This window comes from Segatella sp. (assembly GCF_977051555.1).
Genome location: NZ_CDRSSE010000002.1, coordinates 83,655 through 100,794 on the forward strand (window position 1 = coordinate 83,655; position 17,140 = coordinate 100,794).

The 17,140-nt window shown below is 47.2% G+C and carries 9 protein-coding genes and 1 pseudogene; 1 reads left to right on the forward strand and 9 read right to left on the reverse strand.

What is annotated here, in order from left to right; translation table 11 throughout:
• Positions 1-188: 188 nt before the first annotated feature.
• From ACWJAO_RS00970 to ACWJAO_RS00990, 5 genes are all read right to left on the reverse strand, one after another.
• Positions 189-2,096 (reverse strand): RagB/SusD family nutrient uptake outer membrane protein, encoded by a 1,908-nt coding sequence (locus tag ACWJAO_RS00970; RefSeq protein WP_287819241.1) that lies wholly within the window; start codon positions 2,094-2,096, stop codon positions 189-191.
• A gap of 21 nt (positions 2,097-2,117) precedes the next feature.
• On the reverse strand, positions 2,118-5,270 hold the full coding sequence (locus ACWJAO_RS00975) for a TonB-dependent receptor (protein ID WP_287828557.1): 3,153 nt from the start codon (positions 5,268-5,270) through the stop codon (positions 2,118-2,120).
• 294 nt (positions 5,271-5,564) lie between these two features.
• Positions 5,565-5,888 carry a carboxypeptidase-like regulatory domain-containing protein gene (locus ACWJAO_RS00980; RefSeq protein WP_287859368.1) on the reverse strand — a complete coding sequence of 108 codons (324 nt, stop codon included), beginning with the start codon at positions 5,886-5,888 and terminating at the stop codon, positions 5,565-5,567.
• Positions 5,889-5,980: 92 nt separating this feature from the next.
• Positions 5,981-7,990: a hypothetical protein gene (locus tag ACWJAO_RS00985; protein WP_287828560.1), complete on the reverse strand. Its 2,010-nt coding sequence runs from the start codon at positions 7,988-7,990 to the stop codon at positions 5,981-5,983.
• A gap of 19 nt (positions 7,991-8,009) precedes the next feature.
• Positions 8,010-9,023, reverse strand: a complete 1,014-nt coding sequence (locus ACWJAO_RS00990; protein ID WP_118154081.1) for a glycoside hydrolase family 43 protein — start codon at positions 9,021-9,023, stop codon at positions 8,010-8,012.
• Between the two features lie 179 nt (positions 9,024-9,202).
• Between ACWJAO_RS00990 and ACWJAO_RS00995 the strand changes: the two genes are divergently transcribed.
• The gene (locus tag ACWJAO_RS00995) at positions 9,203-13,219 is read left to right on the forward strand and encodes a hybrid sensor histidine kinase/response regulator transcription factor (RefSeq protein ID WP_449138931.1); all 4,017 of its coding nucleotides are present in this window, start codon (positions 9,203-9,205) and stop codon (positions 13,217-13,219) included.
• 53 nt (positions 13,220-13,272) lie between these two features.
• On the opposite strand, the pseudogene proB reads toward ACWJAO_RS00995, so the two are convergent.
• The 4 genes and pseudogenes from proB to ACWJAO_RS01015 form a co-directional block, all read right to left on the reverse strand.
• Positions 13,273-14,040: pseudogene (proB, locus tag ACWJAO_RS01000) on the reverse strand (glutamate 5-kinase); the annotation flags it as partial.
• Positions 14,041-14,108: 68 nt separating this feature from the next.
• Positions 14,109-15,767 (reverse strand): AMP-binding protein, encoded by a 1,659-nt coding sequence (locus ACWJAO_RS01005; RefSeq protein WP_287828564.1) that lies wholly within the window; start codon positions 15,765-15,767, stop codon positions 14,109-14,111.
• A 10-nt stretch (positions 15,768-15,777) separates the two neighbouring features.
• Positions 15,778-16,332, reverse strand: a complete 555-nt coding sequence (locus ACWJAO_RS01010) for a helix-turn-helix domain-containing protein (protein WP_449138932.1) — start codon at positions 16,330-16,332, stop codon at positions 15,778-15,780.
• A 23-nt stretch (positions 16,333-16,355) separates the two neighbouring features.
• On the reverse strand, positions 16,356-17,138 hold the full coding sequence (locus tag ACWJAO_RS01015) for a pyrroline-5-carboxylate reductase family protein (protein WP_449138933.1): 783 nt from the start codon (positions 17,136-17,138) through the stop codon (positions 16,356-16,358).
• Positions 17,139-17,140: the final 2 nt, after the last annotated feature.

The window sequence follows — 17,140 nt, forward strand, 5'->3', positions numbered from 1 at the left end:
ACAAAAAAAACATGAACTTTTGCAACATATTGAATATCAACACGTTGCACAATGGCTATTATTGGGTCCCGAAAATTCCGTGTTCTTTACGGCCAAGACCTCTGCCGCCGGTCCCCCGAAAAAGAAACAAGCGGCAAAGGTTCTAATTGCTAATTGTCAAATACTAATTAAGCAGTGTGTCAGCACATTTAGTACCCCGGATTCTGTACGAGGTTGTGGTCAATCTGTATCTGGTCAAGAGGAATTGCCAGCCAATAGTTACGCGGAGCCTTGAACTGTGAGCGGTCAATCTCACTTCCGTCCTCCATGTCCGTTACCTTGTAGAAGGTTTCGGCGGTCTTTCCTGACAGCGTCCATGACTTCTCTTTGGGGTTGATTTCCTTCTCGGCAATCTTCCAGCGGCGTATGTCGTGGAAGCGGCGGCCCTCCATTGCAAGCTCGTTTGAGCGTTCATCGTGAATCACGCTGCGCAGTTTCGCCTCGTCGGCCGGTATTCCGCCGGCATAGCTCCATGACTTCTCAAAGGTCGGAAGTCCACAGCGCGCACGTATTTTGTCAAGGTACGCCAGACTCTTTGCGCTGAGTTTCTTGTTGTATTCAAAGTCGGCCTCAACGTAGTCGAGGTAAAGTTCTGCCATGCGCAGGTAAGGGAAGACCCATTTGTTGTAGGTTATCTTGTCCTTGACATTATCATACGAGTCAAATTTCGACACCCATTTCTGACAATAGTAACCGTTGTTCGACTGATATTCGTTCTTCACTATGCCGTCATCCTGCTGGGGTTCACCGCGCCGGCATTTCAGCATCATGGTTCCGTTCTGTACCTCGTAGGGGCCACGATCGTAACCCACAGATGCGTAGAAGCGCGGTTCGCGGTTCACATGTATGATTGATGTCTTCTCACCTGGGAACCACGGTGCGTCAACAATCGTCTCCGGATTCAGGTTTTTGGTGTCGGGGTCATCGGCAAGAGGCAGTCCCTTGGCGGTGAAATAACGCTGCACACAGCTCCAAGTGGGCACCATATAACCACGGAAGCCCTTTGAACTGTATTTGGTGAAACCTATACGCGGTGCAATAGTCTTGATACAATAGCTGATTGTGCCCTGGTCGGCAAGACCGAACAGAATCTCGTCCCAGTTGTTAAAGCCTCCAGCATTGTCACCGACAAAGGCCGAGTGATAGTTGCGGGCACCCTGCACGGGGTCGGTCGTGGTACCACCGTACAGTTTATAGCCGTTGGCCTCACAGTAGATTATGGCTGCTTCGGCGGCATCCATAGCTTTTTTCCACTTCTCGCGGTCATAGGTGAGGTTTATGAGCGGCGTTCCGTCAGGGTTTTTAAAGTCAGAGTAGAACTCCGTGTCACCATTAACAAGTGGTGAGGCTGCGTAAAGCAACAGCCGCGCCTTGTACCCCAGAGCGGTTGCGGCAGTTGCGCGGTTGCGGTTTCCGCTGCTCTGAGTTGCCGGCAACAGCTTTGCGGCCTCATCATACTTTTCGGCAATGAAGTCCACGCACTCATCGTAAGGACTGCGCATTAGCTCGGTTGACATTGAAGAGCTTTCCTCCGACTTGATGAGGAATATCGGTCCGTAGTACTCAAGCATTATCTGGTGATAATAAGCGATGAGAAACAGGGCCTCACCTTTCCAGTGATTCTTGTTCTCCTCTGTAAGTCCTGGCACGCGGTCAAGGTTGTTCAACACGTTGTAACAGTTGCGAATGGCACCCCAGATATCCTTTTTAACCGCACCGGTAGGATAACTTGCGGCGTTGTTGCTCCACAATCCGTAGTACGTACTGCTGGGTGACTCCTGTCCGTTCATCAGACTTTTATAGTGAAACCAGCGGGTTGTACCCCTGTAACCCACAATGAACTCATCGGCTCCGGTGGCATCCGGGAACTGTTGGGGATGAAAGTAATTAGGTATTTCCTTGTAGCAGCCAATCACCATCTTCTCGGCTTGCGTCTGCGTTTTGTAAACATCGTCTGTCGTGGGAGTGCCTTCGGGCACCACGTCAAGATAGTCGCACGAGGCAAAAGCTACCGCTGCAACCGTCAGAACGAAGTATTTTATGTTGTTAAGTATCATTTCTTAAATGTTTAAAATTGCTTAATAATTGAACTGAACTCCAATTTTCACTGTGCGCTGGATAGGATATTTCAGTCCGTTTCCGCTTCCCATTTCAGGGTCCCAGGTGCTGAATGGCGAAATGGTCAGCAGGTTTGTGCCCGCTACGTATGCCCGTAGCCACGGCGTGAAGGTGTAACCCAGCTCGGCATTCTTCAGTCTGAGGTAGCTGGCGTTACGCAAATAGAACGTGCTGGGCACCACGTTGTTCTGCACATACGTGGTTGACAGGCGCGGATAAGCGGCATTTGCCACATTGTTTTCCTCCGACCAGTGGTTGTCAACAATGTATTTTGCAATGTTCATACCATCGCCTGACTTGTCGACAAAAGGCTGTATGTTGCTCATAAGCAGACTTACGTTGCCCGAACCTTGGAAGAACAATGACAAATCCCACTTCTTGTACTTCACGGTTCCGCCTAATCCGTAGATTATTTCGGGTATTTCGGGGTGGCCGATTGTAGTGTAATCGCTGGCATCAACAGTTCTGTCACCGTTCAGGTCCTTGTATTTTATGTCACCAACAACAGGAGTAGAGCCCAGGTTTTGCACCGGAGCATTGTCTATTTCCTCCTGCGAAGTGAAGATACCCTCGGCAATAAGACCACGGATACTGTTTATAGGATGACCTACGCGGGAGTAGTAAGAATCGATGTTTGCAGGCTCATCAACATTCGTAATCTCATTGTGGGCATAAGTAAAACTGCCGTTCAGCCGCACTGTAAAGTCTTTATTAAACGCTTTCTGATAACTTGCACTAACGTCAACGCCATGGTTCTTAACCGCTCCGATATTGGCGTAAGGCAGTGCGGAGCCATAACCTGCGGCAGAAAGAAGTGCTTGACGCTGCATGAAAATGCCTGTTCGCTTCTCGCTGAACACATCTACAGTAAGGTCAAGACCACCGAACAATGTCATGTCAACACCGAAGTTGAACTTCTTTGACTTTTCCCATGTGGCGAAAGAATTACCATACTTTGTCACAACCGGCACCGCGTTGTTCACGTAACCGTCACCAATCCACCATCCACCTTTTCCGCTCATGTCAACAGTGGTTACGTATGGGAATCTCTCAGAGAGAGCATCATTGCCAACAAGGCCGTAAGAGCCGCGCAACTTTAAGTTGTTAACCACCTCTTTGAGTGGTTTAAAGAAGGTCTCGTTTGATATTGTCCAGCCTAAAGCCACTGCGGGGAAGAAGCCGAAACGCTGCCCGCTGATGAAGTTCTCGGAGCCGTTGTAACCAAAAGTGGCCTCAAGCAGGTAACGGTGGGCGTAGTTATAGGTAAGACGGCCTGCCAGTCCTTGCTCACGGTAAGGCAGAAGGTCATACTCGGTTCCGCCGTTTGCCACCTTCTTGGTTTCCTTCATGTGGTACACAAAAGTGGCTCCGATGTCGTGTTTACCAAAGGTACGGGCGTAGTCAAGAGTACCCTGAAGCGACCATACGCTCTCCGTCGGGTCGCGTCCTGAGTTTGATTGCAGGTAGGGCTGCCCCGGTGTACCTATCGACTCGGTGGTGTAGTTGAATGAACCGTCGGGATTCTGCGTGTAGCCATCGCCCACTTTGTAGTAGAAAGGCACAATCCAGTGGTCAAGCCAGTTGAAGCTGTAATTGTAGAAAGATGCCAAAGCACTGGCTTTAAGTCCAGGAGTAATGAACTTCAAGTCTTGATCCACGCTGAAAGCGGTGGTTGAATAAACGTAGTTGCGCTCAGTGTAGCCGCTGCTAAGCTCGGCATACGGATTGTTGAAAAGTCCGCCTACACCCTGCCGTGTGCCATTTCCGTAACGCACAAATGTGTCTCCCTCCTCGGCGGGAAGCGTAGCCGGGAAGGCTACAGGATTAACCGTCATTGAATAATTGAACAGGTTTGACGTTGAAGCCTTTGGTCCGTGATAGAAAAAAAGCTGCGTATTCATGTTCAGAGACACCTTAGTTGTTGGTGTGAGACGGGCCGAAACGTTGCTCTGGAACAAGTATTTCTTGCTGCGCATACCCACGTCGAGCGCCTGCGCCTCTTTGGGTTGGCGCATTATTCCGTTCTCATAGAAAATGCCTGCGTTTAGGAAATAGTCAATGAAACGGGTTCCGCCCTTCATGTTTATGTTGAGATTCTGGTTCGAGGCAAAGTCTTTGAAGAGCATGTCGTACCAGTTCACGTCAGGAAAGAGGTAAGGATTGGCGTGGTTTATCGTGTTCTGAATGCGCTCGTCAGAGTACGGCTGCTCATAAGTAGAGCCTGCCACGCGGGCATCATTCTTGCTTGCTTCGTTGAACATCCGCATGTATGTGGGTCCGTCGGCCATGTCCTGAACGGCCGTAGGCATTGAGAAGGTGTTGTCAAAGCGTATGTTCAGCTTCATCTTCTCTGATGCCTGACCCGCACGGGTGTTTACGATGATCACGCCGTTTGCACCGCGCGAGCCGTAAAGAGAGGTTGCCGTGGCGTCTTTCAGCACCGAGAACGACTCTATAGACTCAGGCGGAATGTTGTTGAGCATGGTGCTGTTAATCTCCACTCCGTCAAGGATTATGAGCGGCTGAGTGTTGGAACCGAAGGTAGAAATGCCGCGAATGTAGAACTCGGCATGGTCATAGCCTGGCTCGCCAGTGGTCTGACGGGCGATTATTCCGGGTACATTGCCCGCAAACGAAGTAGTCAGTGAGCTTGAAGTCATCTTCAAATCTTCTGGCTTTACGGCCTGAACGGCACCCACGAGTGTCTCTTTCTTCTGCTTGCCGAAACCGACTACAACCACCTCATTGAGCGATTTCTCCTCGGGAATAAGGCCTGTAGTTATGAAGGAACGGTTGTTCACGCGCACCTCCTTGGTTTTGTAACCCACGTAAGAGACAACGAGCGTGGCGTTTGACGGCACATTCAGCGTGAAAGTTCCGTCAACATCGGTGGCGGTTCCGTTAGTTTTGCCCTTTTCGAGCACTGTTGCACCGATTATGGGGGCGCCATTTTCATCGCCGATAAAGCCTCTAATCTGCTTCACCGCAGGCTGTACGGCCTGTTGTACGCCCTGTGTTCCGCCAGTCTCGGGGCCGTTTTCGGCAGACGAGTGCAGCGGCACCGCTGCCGCTCCGATAAAGAATAGCATGGTGTGAATGTAATTTTTAAACATTGTGAATGTAATTTTTAAACATGTTAAAACAATAATACTCCGTTAATAATCACATAATTGCTGGTGATGTATTACTATTGCTGATAATACAATCGCATGTACACGTTGTAGCAATGGAATCAAATGATTCGTTCAAGCCACCTTTGATGTAAACCATGTCTTCTGTGGTCATAACATCTTTGTTTTTGATAACTTTTATGTCCATAATTTTGATATTTTGTTGCCTACATTTTAGCGCATCGGCTTTCGCTCCTTGTTATAGTTTGGTCTATATATACAATACTCTGTTAATAATCACATAATTGTTTGAGTTAGGTTGTTGGCAGCAGGCAACTTGACATCCGTGAATCCAATATACGAGAACTTAAGCATCGCATTGCTTTTCGTCATGTTGAGAGAGAAACTGCCATCTAGTCCTGTTACAGTTCCATTTTGTGTTCCCTCTTCCATGATGGTTACGCCGATGAGAGGCTCTCCATTGGTGTCGAGAACTTTTCCACTTGCCGTTGCTTTCTGCTGAAGAATGGCTGCAGAATGTGTAAAATACTTGTTTGGCGTCGATGCTCCTTCTGCCATTGCGGATGCAATAGACATGAGAGCAATGCTTGTTAGTAACAAATTCTTTTTCATATTCTCTTTTTGTATTTGGTAGTGACTGCCTTTTGAGCAGGTCTTAAACGTTAGATAATTCATACATGATGGACTTCCTCTTATTTTTTGAGGAAGTTGTCAGTACGGTTTGGTGAGTACATTTCCCACAGTGATGCTACTGTCCAGCCTGGGGCGAAGTAATTGTTGTAGAATCCCTTGCCGTTCATACCGTAGTCCCAAGTTGTGTGCTGTACCACCTCTGGATAGAAGCCTGGTACGGCAATGCCACAGTTGCGCTCCTTGGTAGGCATCAATTGTGAGAGTGAGGTGAAGATGACATCGTAGATCTGCTGGAATCTTGGCTCGTTCACTTGCTTGCTCAACCATTTGACGATGTGAGGCAGCTCAAAGACGAATACATCGATGTGGTTGTTTTCTACAGATACGTTACCCCATCCACGGGTCTTGAGACCTAAGTCGCCGTGCATTTGACCTTGCGCAAAAGGTACATCCCATAGGTAGTACCATGACAGGGCGAAGTAGGCTGCTTTCTGGCAAAGGTCGATGTAGCGTTGACGTTCCTTACCCTTGGTCACGGATGCCATGTAGTAGTTGGCAGTGACGGCAGATATGGCAGCTTCTTTGTCCTCGCAGTTGGCATCGAGGGTTGAGGAGAAATAGTCACTCTTTGAAATGATGTTTTTCTCCAGATAGTCGATGGTTCGGCGAGCTGCCTCAAGGTATTGCTTCTTGCCAAAGTAACGATAGCCCATCACCAAGGCTGATGTGGCAGAAGGAGTGCTTCCACCTGAGGCGTCTATATCGGAACCGTCGTCGTGGAACTTTCTGGCAAAGTTGCCGTCCTTCTTCTGTAGCTTGATGAAACCATCCAGGATCTTCTTGATGTGATTCTCCCATTCTGTATGCTTGCGTCCTTGGCTCTTCTCGTATTTCAGGTACAAGAGGATGGCATATACTGCTTCTGACTGTTGACGAATGGAGTGAACAACTTTCTCTTCGGTAGGGAAACCCTTGTTGAAGTTCACATCGTCATAGAAGTAGCCTGCACTGGTGAAACCATGTTGTAGGAAACTCTCAAGAATTTCATTTCCCATGTTCACCAAGTCTTTCTCCTGATGTTGCTCTCCATATTCTATTGCGTTGAAGGCATTGAGCAATACTCTTCCGCAGAAACCAATCTGCATGGCAGGATATGGCTTGCAATCATAAGTGAGCAATGTATGTCCTGAATGATATTTCAATGGATAACGGTCTATGTAAGAGCGTCTGAAATAGTTGCATAATCCTTTTTTCATTTCGTCTGGTCCGAAGATCGGAGTCAGAGGTTGTGGATTGTAGATGTCAAAGCATTTCTTCCACATGTTGGTTACATGTTCTCCATAATTGTTGGCAGAGCCATCGATAATTCTCCAAGAGATGGTCTTGCTCTTTCCTTTTTCTAGCTTTGCGTATGTGAAGATTGGAGCGATAAGTGTTAGTTTTCGGATATAGCGCTTTGGGGTCTCTATATAAGGATAACCAAAGGTAAGGGCAACGTCGTTGTGCTCGTTGTCGAAACCGAGATATCCCAAGGAGGTTTCTCCACTGAGGATGACTTCCCCGCTTGTATGGGTGGTCAGGGTCTCACTGGAACTGTCAAGGCAGCGCATGACGGCTATGGATTTCTTCTCACTCTCATTGAAGGCGCTGGTCATCGGGGATGATAGGCGATCTTCTCTGAAATTCCAACTCTTCGAGGTGTGGAAGGCTGGCGCCTCCTTAGGAGAGCGAAGGTTTAGGTGATACCAGAAACCAGGCAAGTAGAACTCGCTGCCATTGGAAGGCAAACCCGTGTTGAGGCTGGCTTCGAAGTTGTAGAAGGCTGTTTGTCGTGCCGTCAGCGTAACCTGGTAGATTTGGTCTTTGCCGTCATTGGTTACTTGTTGCTTGATTTCGATAGGCAAGGCAGAGCCATTTGCTGATACCAATTGTCCGGCATCCTCCTTCAGTGAATAGGTGACGGCAGGATTGCCTGGCTGCTTGATGCTAATCTTCGTCTTGACATCAAGAGCATTGGAACATAGTGTGACAACTGTGAGTGCCACTGTAAGTAATGTTCGTCTGTACATAGTTGTATAATAGTTAGAGTTATTTCTTATATAAATAGGTGAACGTATTCTCTTCGATGGTAAAACTACCATTCTTGAAGTTCAATCCTACGAGAGCGGTCTTGCGAGGAGCTACCTCCGTGAAGCTTTGGTGCGTGTGGAATACGTACTTCCACTTGCCTGCATCATCTAGAAAAGCATCTCCATGTCCTGTTCCGTAATACCCGATGTTAGTTCGTGAGATGATAGGTGCATTCTGCTTGGTCCATGGTCCGTATGGATTATCGGCTGTGGCTATGCCCACTGCATAATCAATGTTACGAAAGTCGTTGGCGGAATAGAACATATAATAGGTGTCGCCGATATGCAAAACCGTTGGGCCTTCTGTCACTTTCCATGCCACTTGTTCGGTATCTTCCCATGGCAAGCTGGCGCTGATGCATTCCTTGGCGGTTTCTTCCTTGATGGAGCTAAGGTCGTCTGTCATCTCGGCTACATAGATGCGATTGCCGTTTTGAAGTCTTACATGATAAAGATACACCTTTCCGTCGTTGTCAAACAATACGTAGGGGTCAATAGTCTTGCAAGGTGCTTGAATCATCTGCTTGTTGGGTTGACTGAATGGTCCCAATGGAGATGGGGCTGTGGCTACAGCAATTTGCTCATTGGCTGTATAGAACATATAGTAGGTGTCGCCTCGTTTGGCTACTTGTGGCGCCCAAAAACCTGTGGTTCCGAACGAAGTGTTGCTCGTGAGGCAAAAGCCGTTTTCCTTGCCAACAGGTCCAGACCATTCCTTGAGATCCTTCGACTGATAGACATAGAAGCCTTTGTCGGATTGAGCTCCTGTGCCATATAAATAATAGGTGCCATCGGTGTCTCTGAAGATGGTAGGGTCGGCTTCTGTCAAGATAGTCTTTTTCTCCTTATTATTATCTTTATTGTTGATCTCAGGATATTGTGGCTCGTTTGAACTACAAGATGGTATCATGAATAGGGAGGCCATGCATGTAGAGAGTAGCCGTGCTGAAAGGATGGTTGTTCTTTTGTACATCGTTATAAATAATTAGATTGTTAATTTCGATTGCAAAAGTACATAATATTTCAAGCCATCATGGGTAATATCGTCTTGGATATGGGTAATTCTGTCTAGTCTGGTCAAAAATACTTGTAAAAAGTGCAGGATTACCAATAAAAAAGGTTATATTTGCACTTGAAATAAAAGTAACATAGATGAAACAAATACTCTTGACATTAGTTTTTTCTGTAGTCAATACATGGTCAGCATGGGCCTTGGACTTCGGCTTTCGACATCTCAATACCTCTAATGGCTTGCCTAATCAACAAGTGGAAGCCATCGTGCAAGATGCCGATGGATATATCTGGATTGGTACCCGAAATGGGTTGGCCAAGTTTGATGGTTATAATGTGCAGACTTATCACCATCAAGAAGGAATGGCACATTCGTTGATACATAATTTCGTTCATGGAATGTTTTTGGATTCCAAGAAGAACTTGTGGGTTGCTACCGAAAATGGTGTGAGCCGTTATCGCTCCAAAACGGACGACTTCCAAAATTATGGTAATGTCAAGGGGTATTGCGCAAGTTTCGTGGAAACGAAAGATGGTCGAATCCTAACGGGCCATGACAAGCTCTTTGTCTATGACAAGAAAACGGATGCCTTCTCCGTTTATCCGTCTCTCAACTATGGAGCCATCGCCTCCATGGCAAGGGACGGTAAGGGTAATATCTTTGTATCTACCAACAAGGCTGTCTTTTCTTTTAATGCAACGCTATCCAAGATAAATCTTCACAAATTGGATGGTTTGGGAAATTCGAGCATAGAGTTAAACACCATCAAGCCACTTTATGTGGATTCTCGTCAACGCTTGTGGATTGGATGTGACAATGGGGGATTGGCATGCGTCACTCTTGCCACTGGTAAGGAAGTGAAGTATGAAGCGAAATGGCTTACGGGAGGAATTGTGCGAACCATCACCGAGGACAAGCGCCATAACATCTGGCTAGGCACGGAGATGGGTATTGCCGTGATTGCTCCTGATGGGCATATAGAGAGAATCAAAAAAGAGCCTAATAAGTCGAACAGTTTGACGGATAATGCTATCTATAGTATCTTGTCGGACAAGGAGGATAATATCTGGATTGGCTCCTATTTCGGAGGCGTGGATTACTTGGTCAAGCGCAACTCTTGGTTTATACATGATTATGCCAATGGCAAACCTGGGGCATTCAATGCACGTATTCCTCGCTCAATAGTTGAGGCGGAGGGCGGATTGGTTTGGATTGCTACTGAGGATAATGGTGTCTTCATCTATGATATGCAGAACCATGTCTTTACTCCTTTTACGAGCATCCCAACGCTAGGTTCCAATGTGCATAGTCTTTATTATGACCCTGTGTCTCGTGACATGTGGATAGGCTCACGCTTCAATGGATTGTTCCGTTATCAATTAGGAACGCATCAATATTCGCAATATTTTTATACGAATGGCATCACATCGGCGGGAATCTTTGATGTCTGTAAGACTTCGAATGGTAGGATTTGGGTCGCTACCATGGATGGTCTACGCTATTATGATGCCAAGTACAATGTTTTCCGCAAGATAGGTCATCAACTTCTTGACCATGTGTTCATCTATTCGCTTTTTGAGGATAGCAAGCATCGCTTGTGGGCGTCAACTACTTCTTATGGCCTTTTCTGCATAGACCATGGCAAGGTGATACGCTACAGTAAGGAAAGCCATTGTGGGTTGACGGATAATTATATTATCGTCGTATTTGAAGATTCTCAAAAGAGAATTTGGATTGGCACCAACAACTGCGGAATGTTTTATCTAAATGTTAACGACAAGCAGAAGATAAAGCATGCTTCTTGTGGACTTCCGCAGGAATGCACGATTTGCAGCATTGTCGAGGATGCCAATCATTGTTTGTGGATTGGTACGGATCGCGGTCTCTATCGCTATCATCTCGTGGATGGAAGCACGCGTTGCTTTTCTGCGAATGCAGAGCTACCAGTCAATCAGTTTAACTTTACCTCATCTTATTACTCTCCACGGGGCTTTATGATGATGGGTACCTTTGATGGACTGCTAACTTTCTATCCTCAAAAGATAGTGGATAAGGCCATTCATTATCAAATACATTTCAAGCAGCTTTACATCAACAACAAGCTCATGAGTGTGGCAAGTGAAGACTCCCCACTCAAGACTCGCCTAGACTGTACCGACGAGATCGTCTTGAGCTATGACCAGGCAAAGTCGTTCTCCATAGAATATGGTGTCGTCATGCCAGGCTGTATGGAGAATGTGAGGTATCAGATTAAGGTGGATGGCATAGACAAGGATTGGCGAGATGTGGGTACGGAGCACCGATTTAATGGTTATCTGCTTCAGCCAGGCAACTATCGCCTCCATGTAAGGGCCAACAATGGCATCATGAAAGAAGACAACATGAGTGAGCGGGTCTTGGATATTGTTGTTGAGGCTCCGTTCTATCGCTCCAATCTAGCGATATTCATCTATTTGCTTCTTCTGTGTGGTGTAGCTATTGGAACTATCGCTTTCTATAATATGCGAATGAAGGAAAAGGCGGAAATCAAGTATGTGAGTTTGGAGAAGGAAAAGGTGAAGGAGGTGGATAAGATGAAGTCCAACTTCTTTACGATGGTCTCTCATGAGTTGAAGACGCCGTTGGCACTGATTAAAGCCCCTTTGAAGACGATTGCCGTCTCACAACTCAGTGATGAGGCTAAGACTTCGCTCGATATGGCGATACGTAATGCTACCAAGATGGAGCACATGATCAATGAGTTGGTGACATTCAACAAGATAGAGTCCGACAACTTCCCATTTTATGTACAACAAGGCAATCCTGTGGAATTTGTAGCCATGGTGGCTGCCAATTTCAAGGAGGTGGTTTCCGCAAAACAGCTCAAACTGGAGATTCATACCATTGATAATGGTGAGGATGGATGGTTCTCACCTTCTTATATAGAGCATATCCTCAACAATTTGATGTCGAATGCGATGAAGTTTACTTCCACTGGTGGTGTCATTACCATTGGGGCGGAGATGGTGCGGAAGCTAGAGTCTCCCGACTTGTTCCTGAAGATGGAAGTTGCCGACACGGGCATTGGCATCATGAAAGAAGAAATCGCTAATATCTTTGAGCGATATTATCAAACCAAGCGTGGCTTTAATGCCAATAGTAAAGGCTGGGGTATCGGCTTGTCTTTGGTTCGTCGCTTGGCAGAGATTCATAAGGGTAGTGTTGCTGTAGATAGTGAATTGGGAAAGGGTAGTACTTTCACGGTATGGATTGATGTGGCAGAAGACGCATTTACTGAAAAAGACAAGATCTCATCTGACAAAGAATTGGTTACCGTGAAGGATTATGTCAGCAAGGCAGAGCCTTTGAGTGTAGATTCCCAAGATGGTGTTGTGACACAGCTTTCAAAAGAAAAAGAAGTTGGCGAAGGCATGCATACCTTATTGGTTGTGGAGGATAATGCGGACATGTTGAAGTTCTTGGCTGATTTGTTGGGCAAGGAATATCATGTCGTTACGGCGAAAGACGGACAGGAGGCTTGGAATATTGCCATCTCTCGACAGGACATTGAAATGGTGGTATCAGACGTGATGATGCCTAGGATGACAGGTAATGAACTTTGCAACATGCTGAAAGGTAATATGGCTACATCGCATATTCCTGTCATTCTGTTGACTGCCAAGAGCGACCCTGATGACATCAAGAGCGGTTACAAGGATGGTGCGGATGTGTATATCTCCAAGCCATTTGACCCTGTTGCCCTATGTTATCAGATTGGTAATATCCTTCGATTGGTGCGTAATCGCCAAGAGAAGATCGTTGAGGGAGGCAAGGAGGCCATTGAAGCCAACAATACATTGACACAACTGGACAAGGACTTTGTCACGAGCATTAGCGATATGGTGGAAGTAAACTTGGAAAATGCTAATTTCTCCATAGACGACATCACTTCTAGTATGGGCATTTCCAGGAGTCTCTTATATACCAAGATGAAGAGCCTCATGAATATCTCTATGGGTGACTATATCCGTCATAAGCGTATAGAACGTGCTTGCCACATGCTTTCCGAGGGTTATAATGTGTCGGAGACAGCATACGCTTGTGGCTTCTCTGACCCTAATTATTTCTCAAAGGTGTTTAAGAAGATGAAAGGGATGGCACCATCCGATTACTCGTGACAAGCCTCTATGTCAGATAAAAGGGCAAGGCCCCAAATATAGATTTATATTTGAGGCCTTGGTGCAAATTCTGTATGTAAGGTTTCCATGGGATGCTCCTTCAAGTCGATGAGGATGTTGGGCGTGTTACCGTTGGCGATGATGACCTTGATGCCCGCATTGGCTACATCCTGTGCGGTCTTCAACTTGGAGATCATACCACCTCTGCCATGGCTGCTTTTCTCGTCACTCACATACTCGCTCACGTCTCTGTCGTAATATACCGAAGGGATGATGCGAGAGGTTGGTAGGGAAGGGTCGCCATTGTAGATGCCATCTACATTGGAGAGCAAGACGAGGGCATCGGCATTCAGCATCCTGGCTATCAAGCCTGACAACTCGTCATTATCGGTGAACATCAACTCGGTGAGGCATACGGTATCGTTCTCGTTGACGATAGGGAGAACGCCGTTCTCCAACATCAGTTCCATACAAGCCTTTTGGTTCTGGTATTGTTCCTTGGCGAGGAAATTTTCCTTCATGGTCAATACTTGTCCCACCTTGATGTTGTATTCTCTGAACAAGTCGTAATACAATCTAATCAGCTTGCCTTGACCTACCGAAGAGAACAACTGTCGCTGTTCTACACTGTCCAGCTGGTGGTCTACCTGAAGCTCGCCTCTTCCTGCCATTACGGCACCAGAAGATACGAGGATCACCTCGTAGTCGTGCCTTCTCAACCAAGCCAGTTGGTCTACCAAAGCCGACATTCTTGTTACGTTCAAATGTCCATCCTCTCGGGTCAGTACGTTGCTGCCCACCTTTACTACTATTCGTCTCATAAATTCTTTTATGTTGACATACTGGGTGAGGGTAGGAAACAAAACCTGCCCTCCCAGCGCATTCTTCTTTATTTTTTATTGTCTTTTTCTCGAATCTCTACTCTTCGAATCTTGCCCGAGATGGTCTTTGGCAGTTCATCTACGAATTCGATGATGCGAGGATATTTATAAGGGGCAGTCTCATGCTTCACATGATCCTGCAGCTTCTTGACGAGGTCTGGACCTGCCATACTCTTGTATTCATCCTTCAGTACGACGGTAGCCTTGACTACCATACCGCGGATTGGGTCTGGCACACCGGTGATGGCGCACTCTACTACGGCAGGGTGAGTCATCAGGGCATTCTCTACCTCGAAAGGACCGATACGGTAGCCAGAACTCTTGATCACGTCGTCGATTCTGCCCTCAAACCAGAAGTAGCCTTCTTCATCACGCCAGGCCATATCGCCCGTGTGATAGAAACCATCATGCCAAACCGATTTGGTCTGCTTTTCATCACGATAGTAATATTTGAAGAGACCGATAGGCTTGTCGTCGCCGATGCGGATGCAAATCTCGCCCTTTTCACCATCCTCGCATTCTGTCATGTCTGGACGAAGGATGTGAACATCATATTGTGGGTTAGGCTTGCCCATGCTTCCTGGCTTTGGCTTGATCCAAGGGAAGGTTCCCAATGTCATCGTGGTCTCTGTCTGTCCGAAACCCTCGTAAATCTGAACACCCGTCAGCTTCTGGAAGGTCTCTGCCACGGATGGGTTCATTGCCTCACCCGCTGTGGTGCAGTATTCAAGACTGCTGAGGTCATACTTAGAGAAATCCTCCTGAATCATGAAGCGGTAGATAGTAGGAGGGGCACAGAAAGAGGTGATGTGATACTTCTCAATCTGGCGCATGATCTTATCAGCCGTAAACTTCTCGTGATCGAAGACGAAGACGGTGGCTCCGGCAAACCATTGTCCGTAGAGCTTGCCCCATACAGCCTTGCCCCAACCGGTATCGGCTACGGTAAGGTGGATGGAATTCTCGTGGAGATTGTGCCAATATACACCCGTGGTCAGATGACCGAGGGCATAGAGGTGATCGTGTGCCACCATCTTTGGCTCGCCAGTGGTTCCCGATGTGAAGTACATCAGCAGGGTATCTTCGTTAGAGTTTACATGATCCGGACGAACGAAAGGAGCGCATTCGTTCCATTCCTTCATCCAGTCGTGGAAACCTTCAGGGATATCCGGACCGATACTGATCAATGTCTTGACAGTCGGACTCTCTGGCATTGCCTCGTTAACCTGCTCTACCACGTAATCATCGCCGCAGCAGATGATAGCCTTCACGCTTGCTGCATTGTTGCGGTAAACGATGTCGTGCTTGGTAAGCATGTGGGTAGCAGGGATGGCTACGGCACCCAACTTGTGGAGACCGAGCATGGCAAGCCACCACTGATAGTGACGCTTCAGAATCAGCATTACCTTATCATCGTGACCGATGCCGAGACTCTGGAAGTAAGCAGCAGCCTTGTCGCTCTGCTCCTTCAGGTCCTTGTATGTAAAACGGATTTCCTCACCACGTTCGCTTGCCCAAAGCAGCGCCACGTGGTCTGGTTTGATCTTTGCCCATTCGTCCATCACGTCGTAGGCAAAGTTGAAATCTTCTGGTATGATAAACTCCAGATGCTCCTTGAAGTCTTGCTCTGAAGTGAATTTTGTCTGTTTTAGAAATCTCTCGATCATAGTTACTCTTCTAGATAATTATACAAAGGAACTTGGCTGGCTCACCATTGAGTGAGCGGAAGCAATGCGACTTCTTGCTGTCGAAGTAGATGCTGTCGCCTGGGTTCAGCACCATCACTTTCTCTTCGATGGTTACTTCCAGCTGTCCCTCAATCACATAGTCATATTCCTGTCCGTCGTGTCCGTTCTTGTTAGGCTTCTTGTCGCCTGGCAACGGATCCACCTGCACCATGAACGGATTCACCTTTCTATCCTTGAATCCTACGGCGAGGCTCTGATATTTATACTGGTTGTTGCGGTCAATCTCCGGTCCCTGTCCCTTGCGGGTTACGTAGTATCCCTTCATGCGAGGCTCCTCGCCGAAGAGCAGCACGTCGAGATCGATGCCGTATCGCTTTGAAATCTTTGAAAGTCGATACACGGATGGGTCGGCTTCTCCCGACTCAATCTTGAGATAGTGGTCAAGACTGATTTCGCAAAGTTCAGCCACTTCCTCTGCCGGAATGTTGAGAACATCGCGAAGACCTTTCAGTCTTTCACCGATTTGCTTGATAGCTTCGTCCATAATCGAATATTTTATTGGTTGTTTTATCTTTTTCCTGCCAGCAAACCATTGATCACAGCGCTGGTAAAGCCGCCCTGTTCCATGGTGTTGAGGCCCTTGATGGTGCAGCCGCCAGGAGTAGTAACCTTATCAATGGCAGCCTCTGGGTGTTCGCCAGTTTCCTGAAGCAGCTCTACGGCCCCCTTGATAGTCTGCAAGACAATCTTCTGGGCATCCTTAGCCTTGAATCCCATCTCTACGCCGCCTTCCACATTGGCTCTTACATAGCGCATGGCGTAGGCGATGGCACACGACATGGCTGTGGCTGCAGGGAAGAGACGCTCTTCCATGATGAGGCTTTCGCCCAATTCATCGAAGATTTCTGTAATCTGCTGGATTTCTGTAGCAGATGCATCTACTGGAGTGATGAAGGTCATCGACTGCTTGTAGGCGATGGCGATGTTTGGCATCACGAGGAAGAAGGTAGGGGTGATACCTTCCTTGTCGAGCCACTCCTTGATGTTGGCTGATGGCACACCGGCTGCTACGACCACGAGTTTCTGACTCTTGTAGTTGAGTGCATCCTTGATACCCTTCAATGTCTTCTCTACACACCATGGTTTTACTACCACGCATACGATGTCTGCGCCGTGGCAAGCCAACTGGTTATCGAGAGTTACGCTGGCTCCTTCGCTTGCGAAGTGATCCAATACTGGTTGGTTATGGTCTGATACCGTAATATCTGATGGAGTGAACTTCTCGCTCTGCAAGAGTCCTTCTGCCATGGCACCGCCCATAGCACCTGCTCCGATAATTGTTATTTTCATTG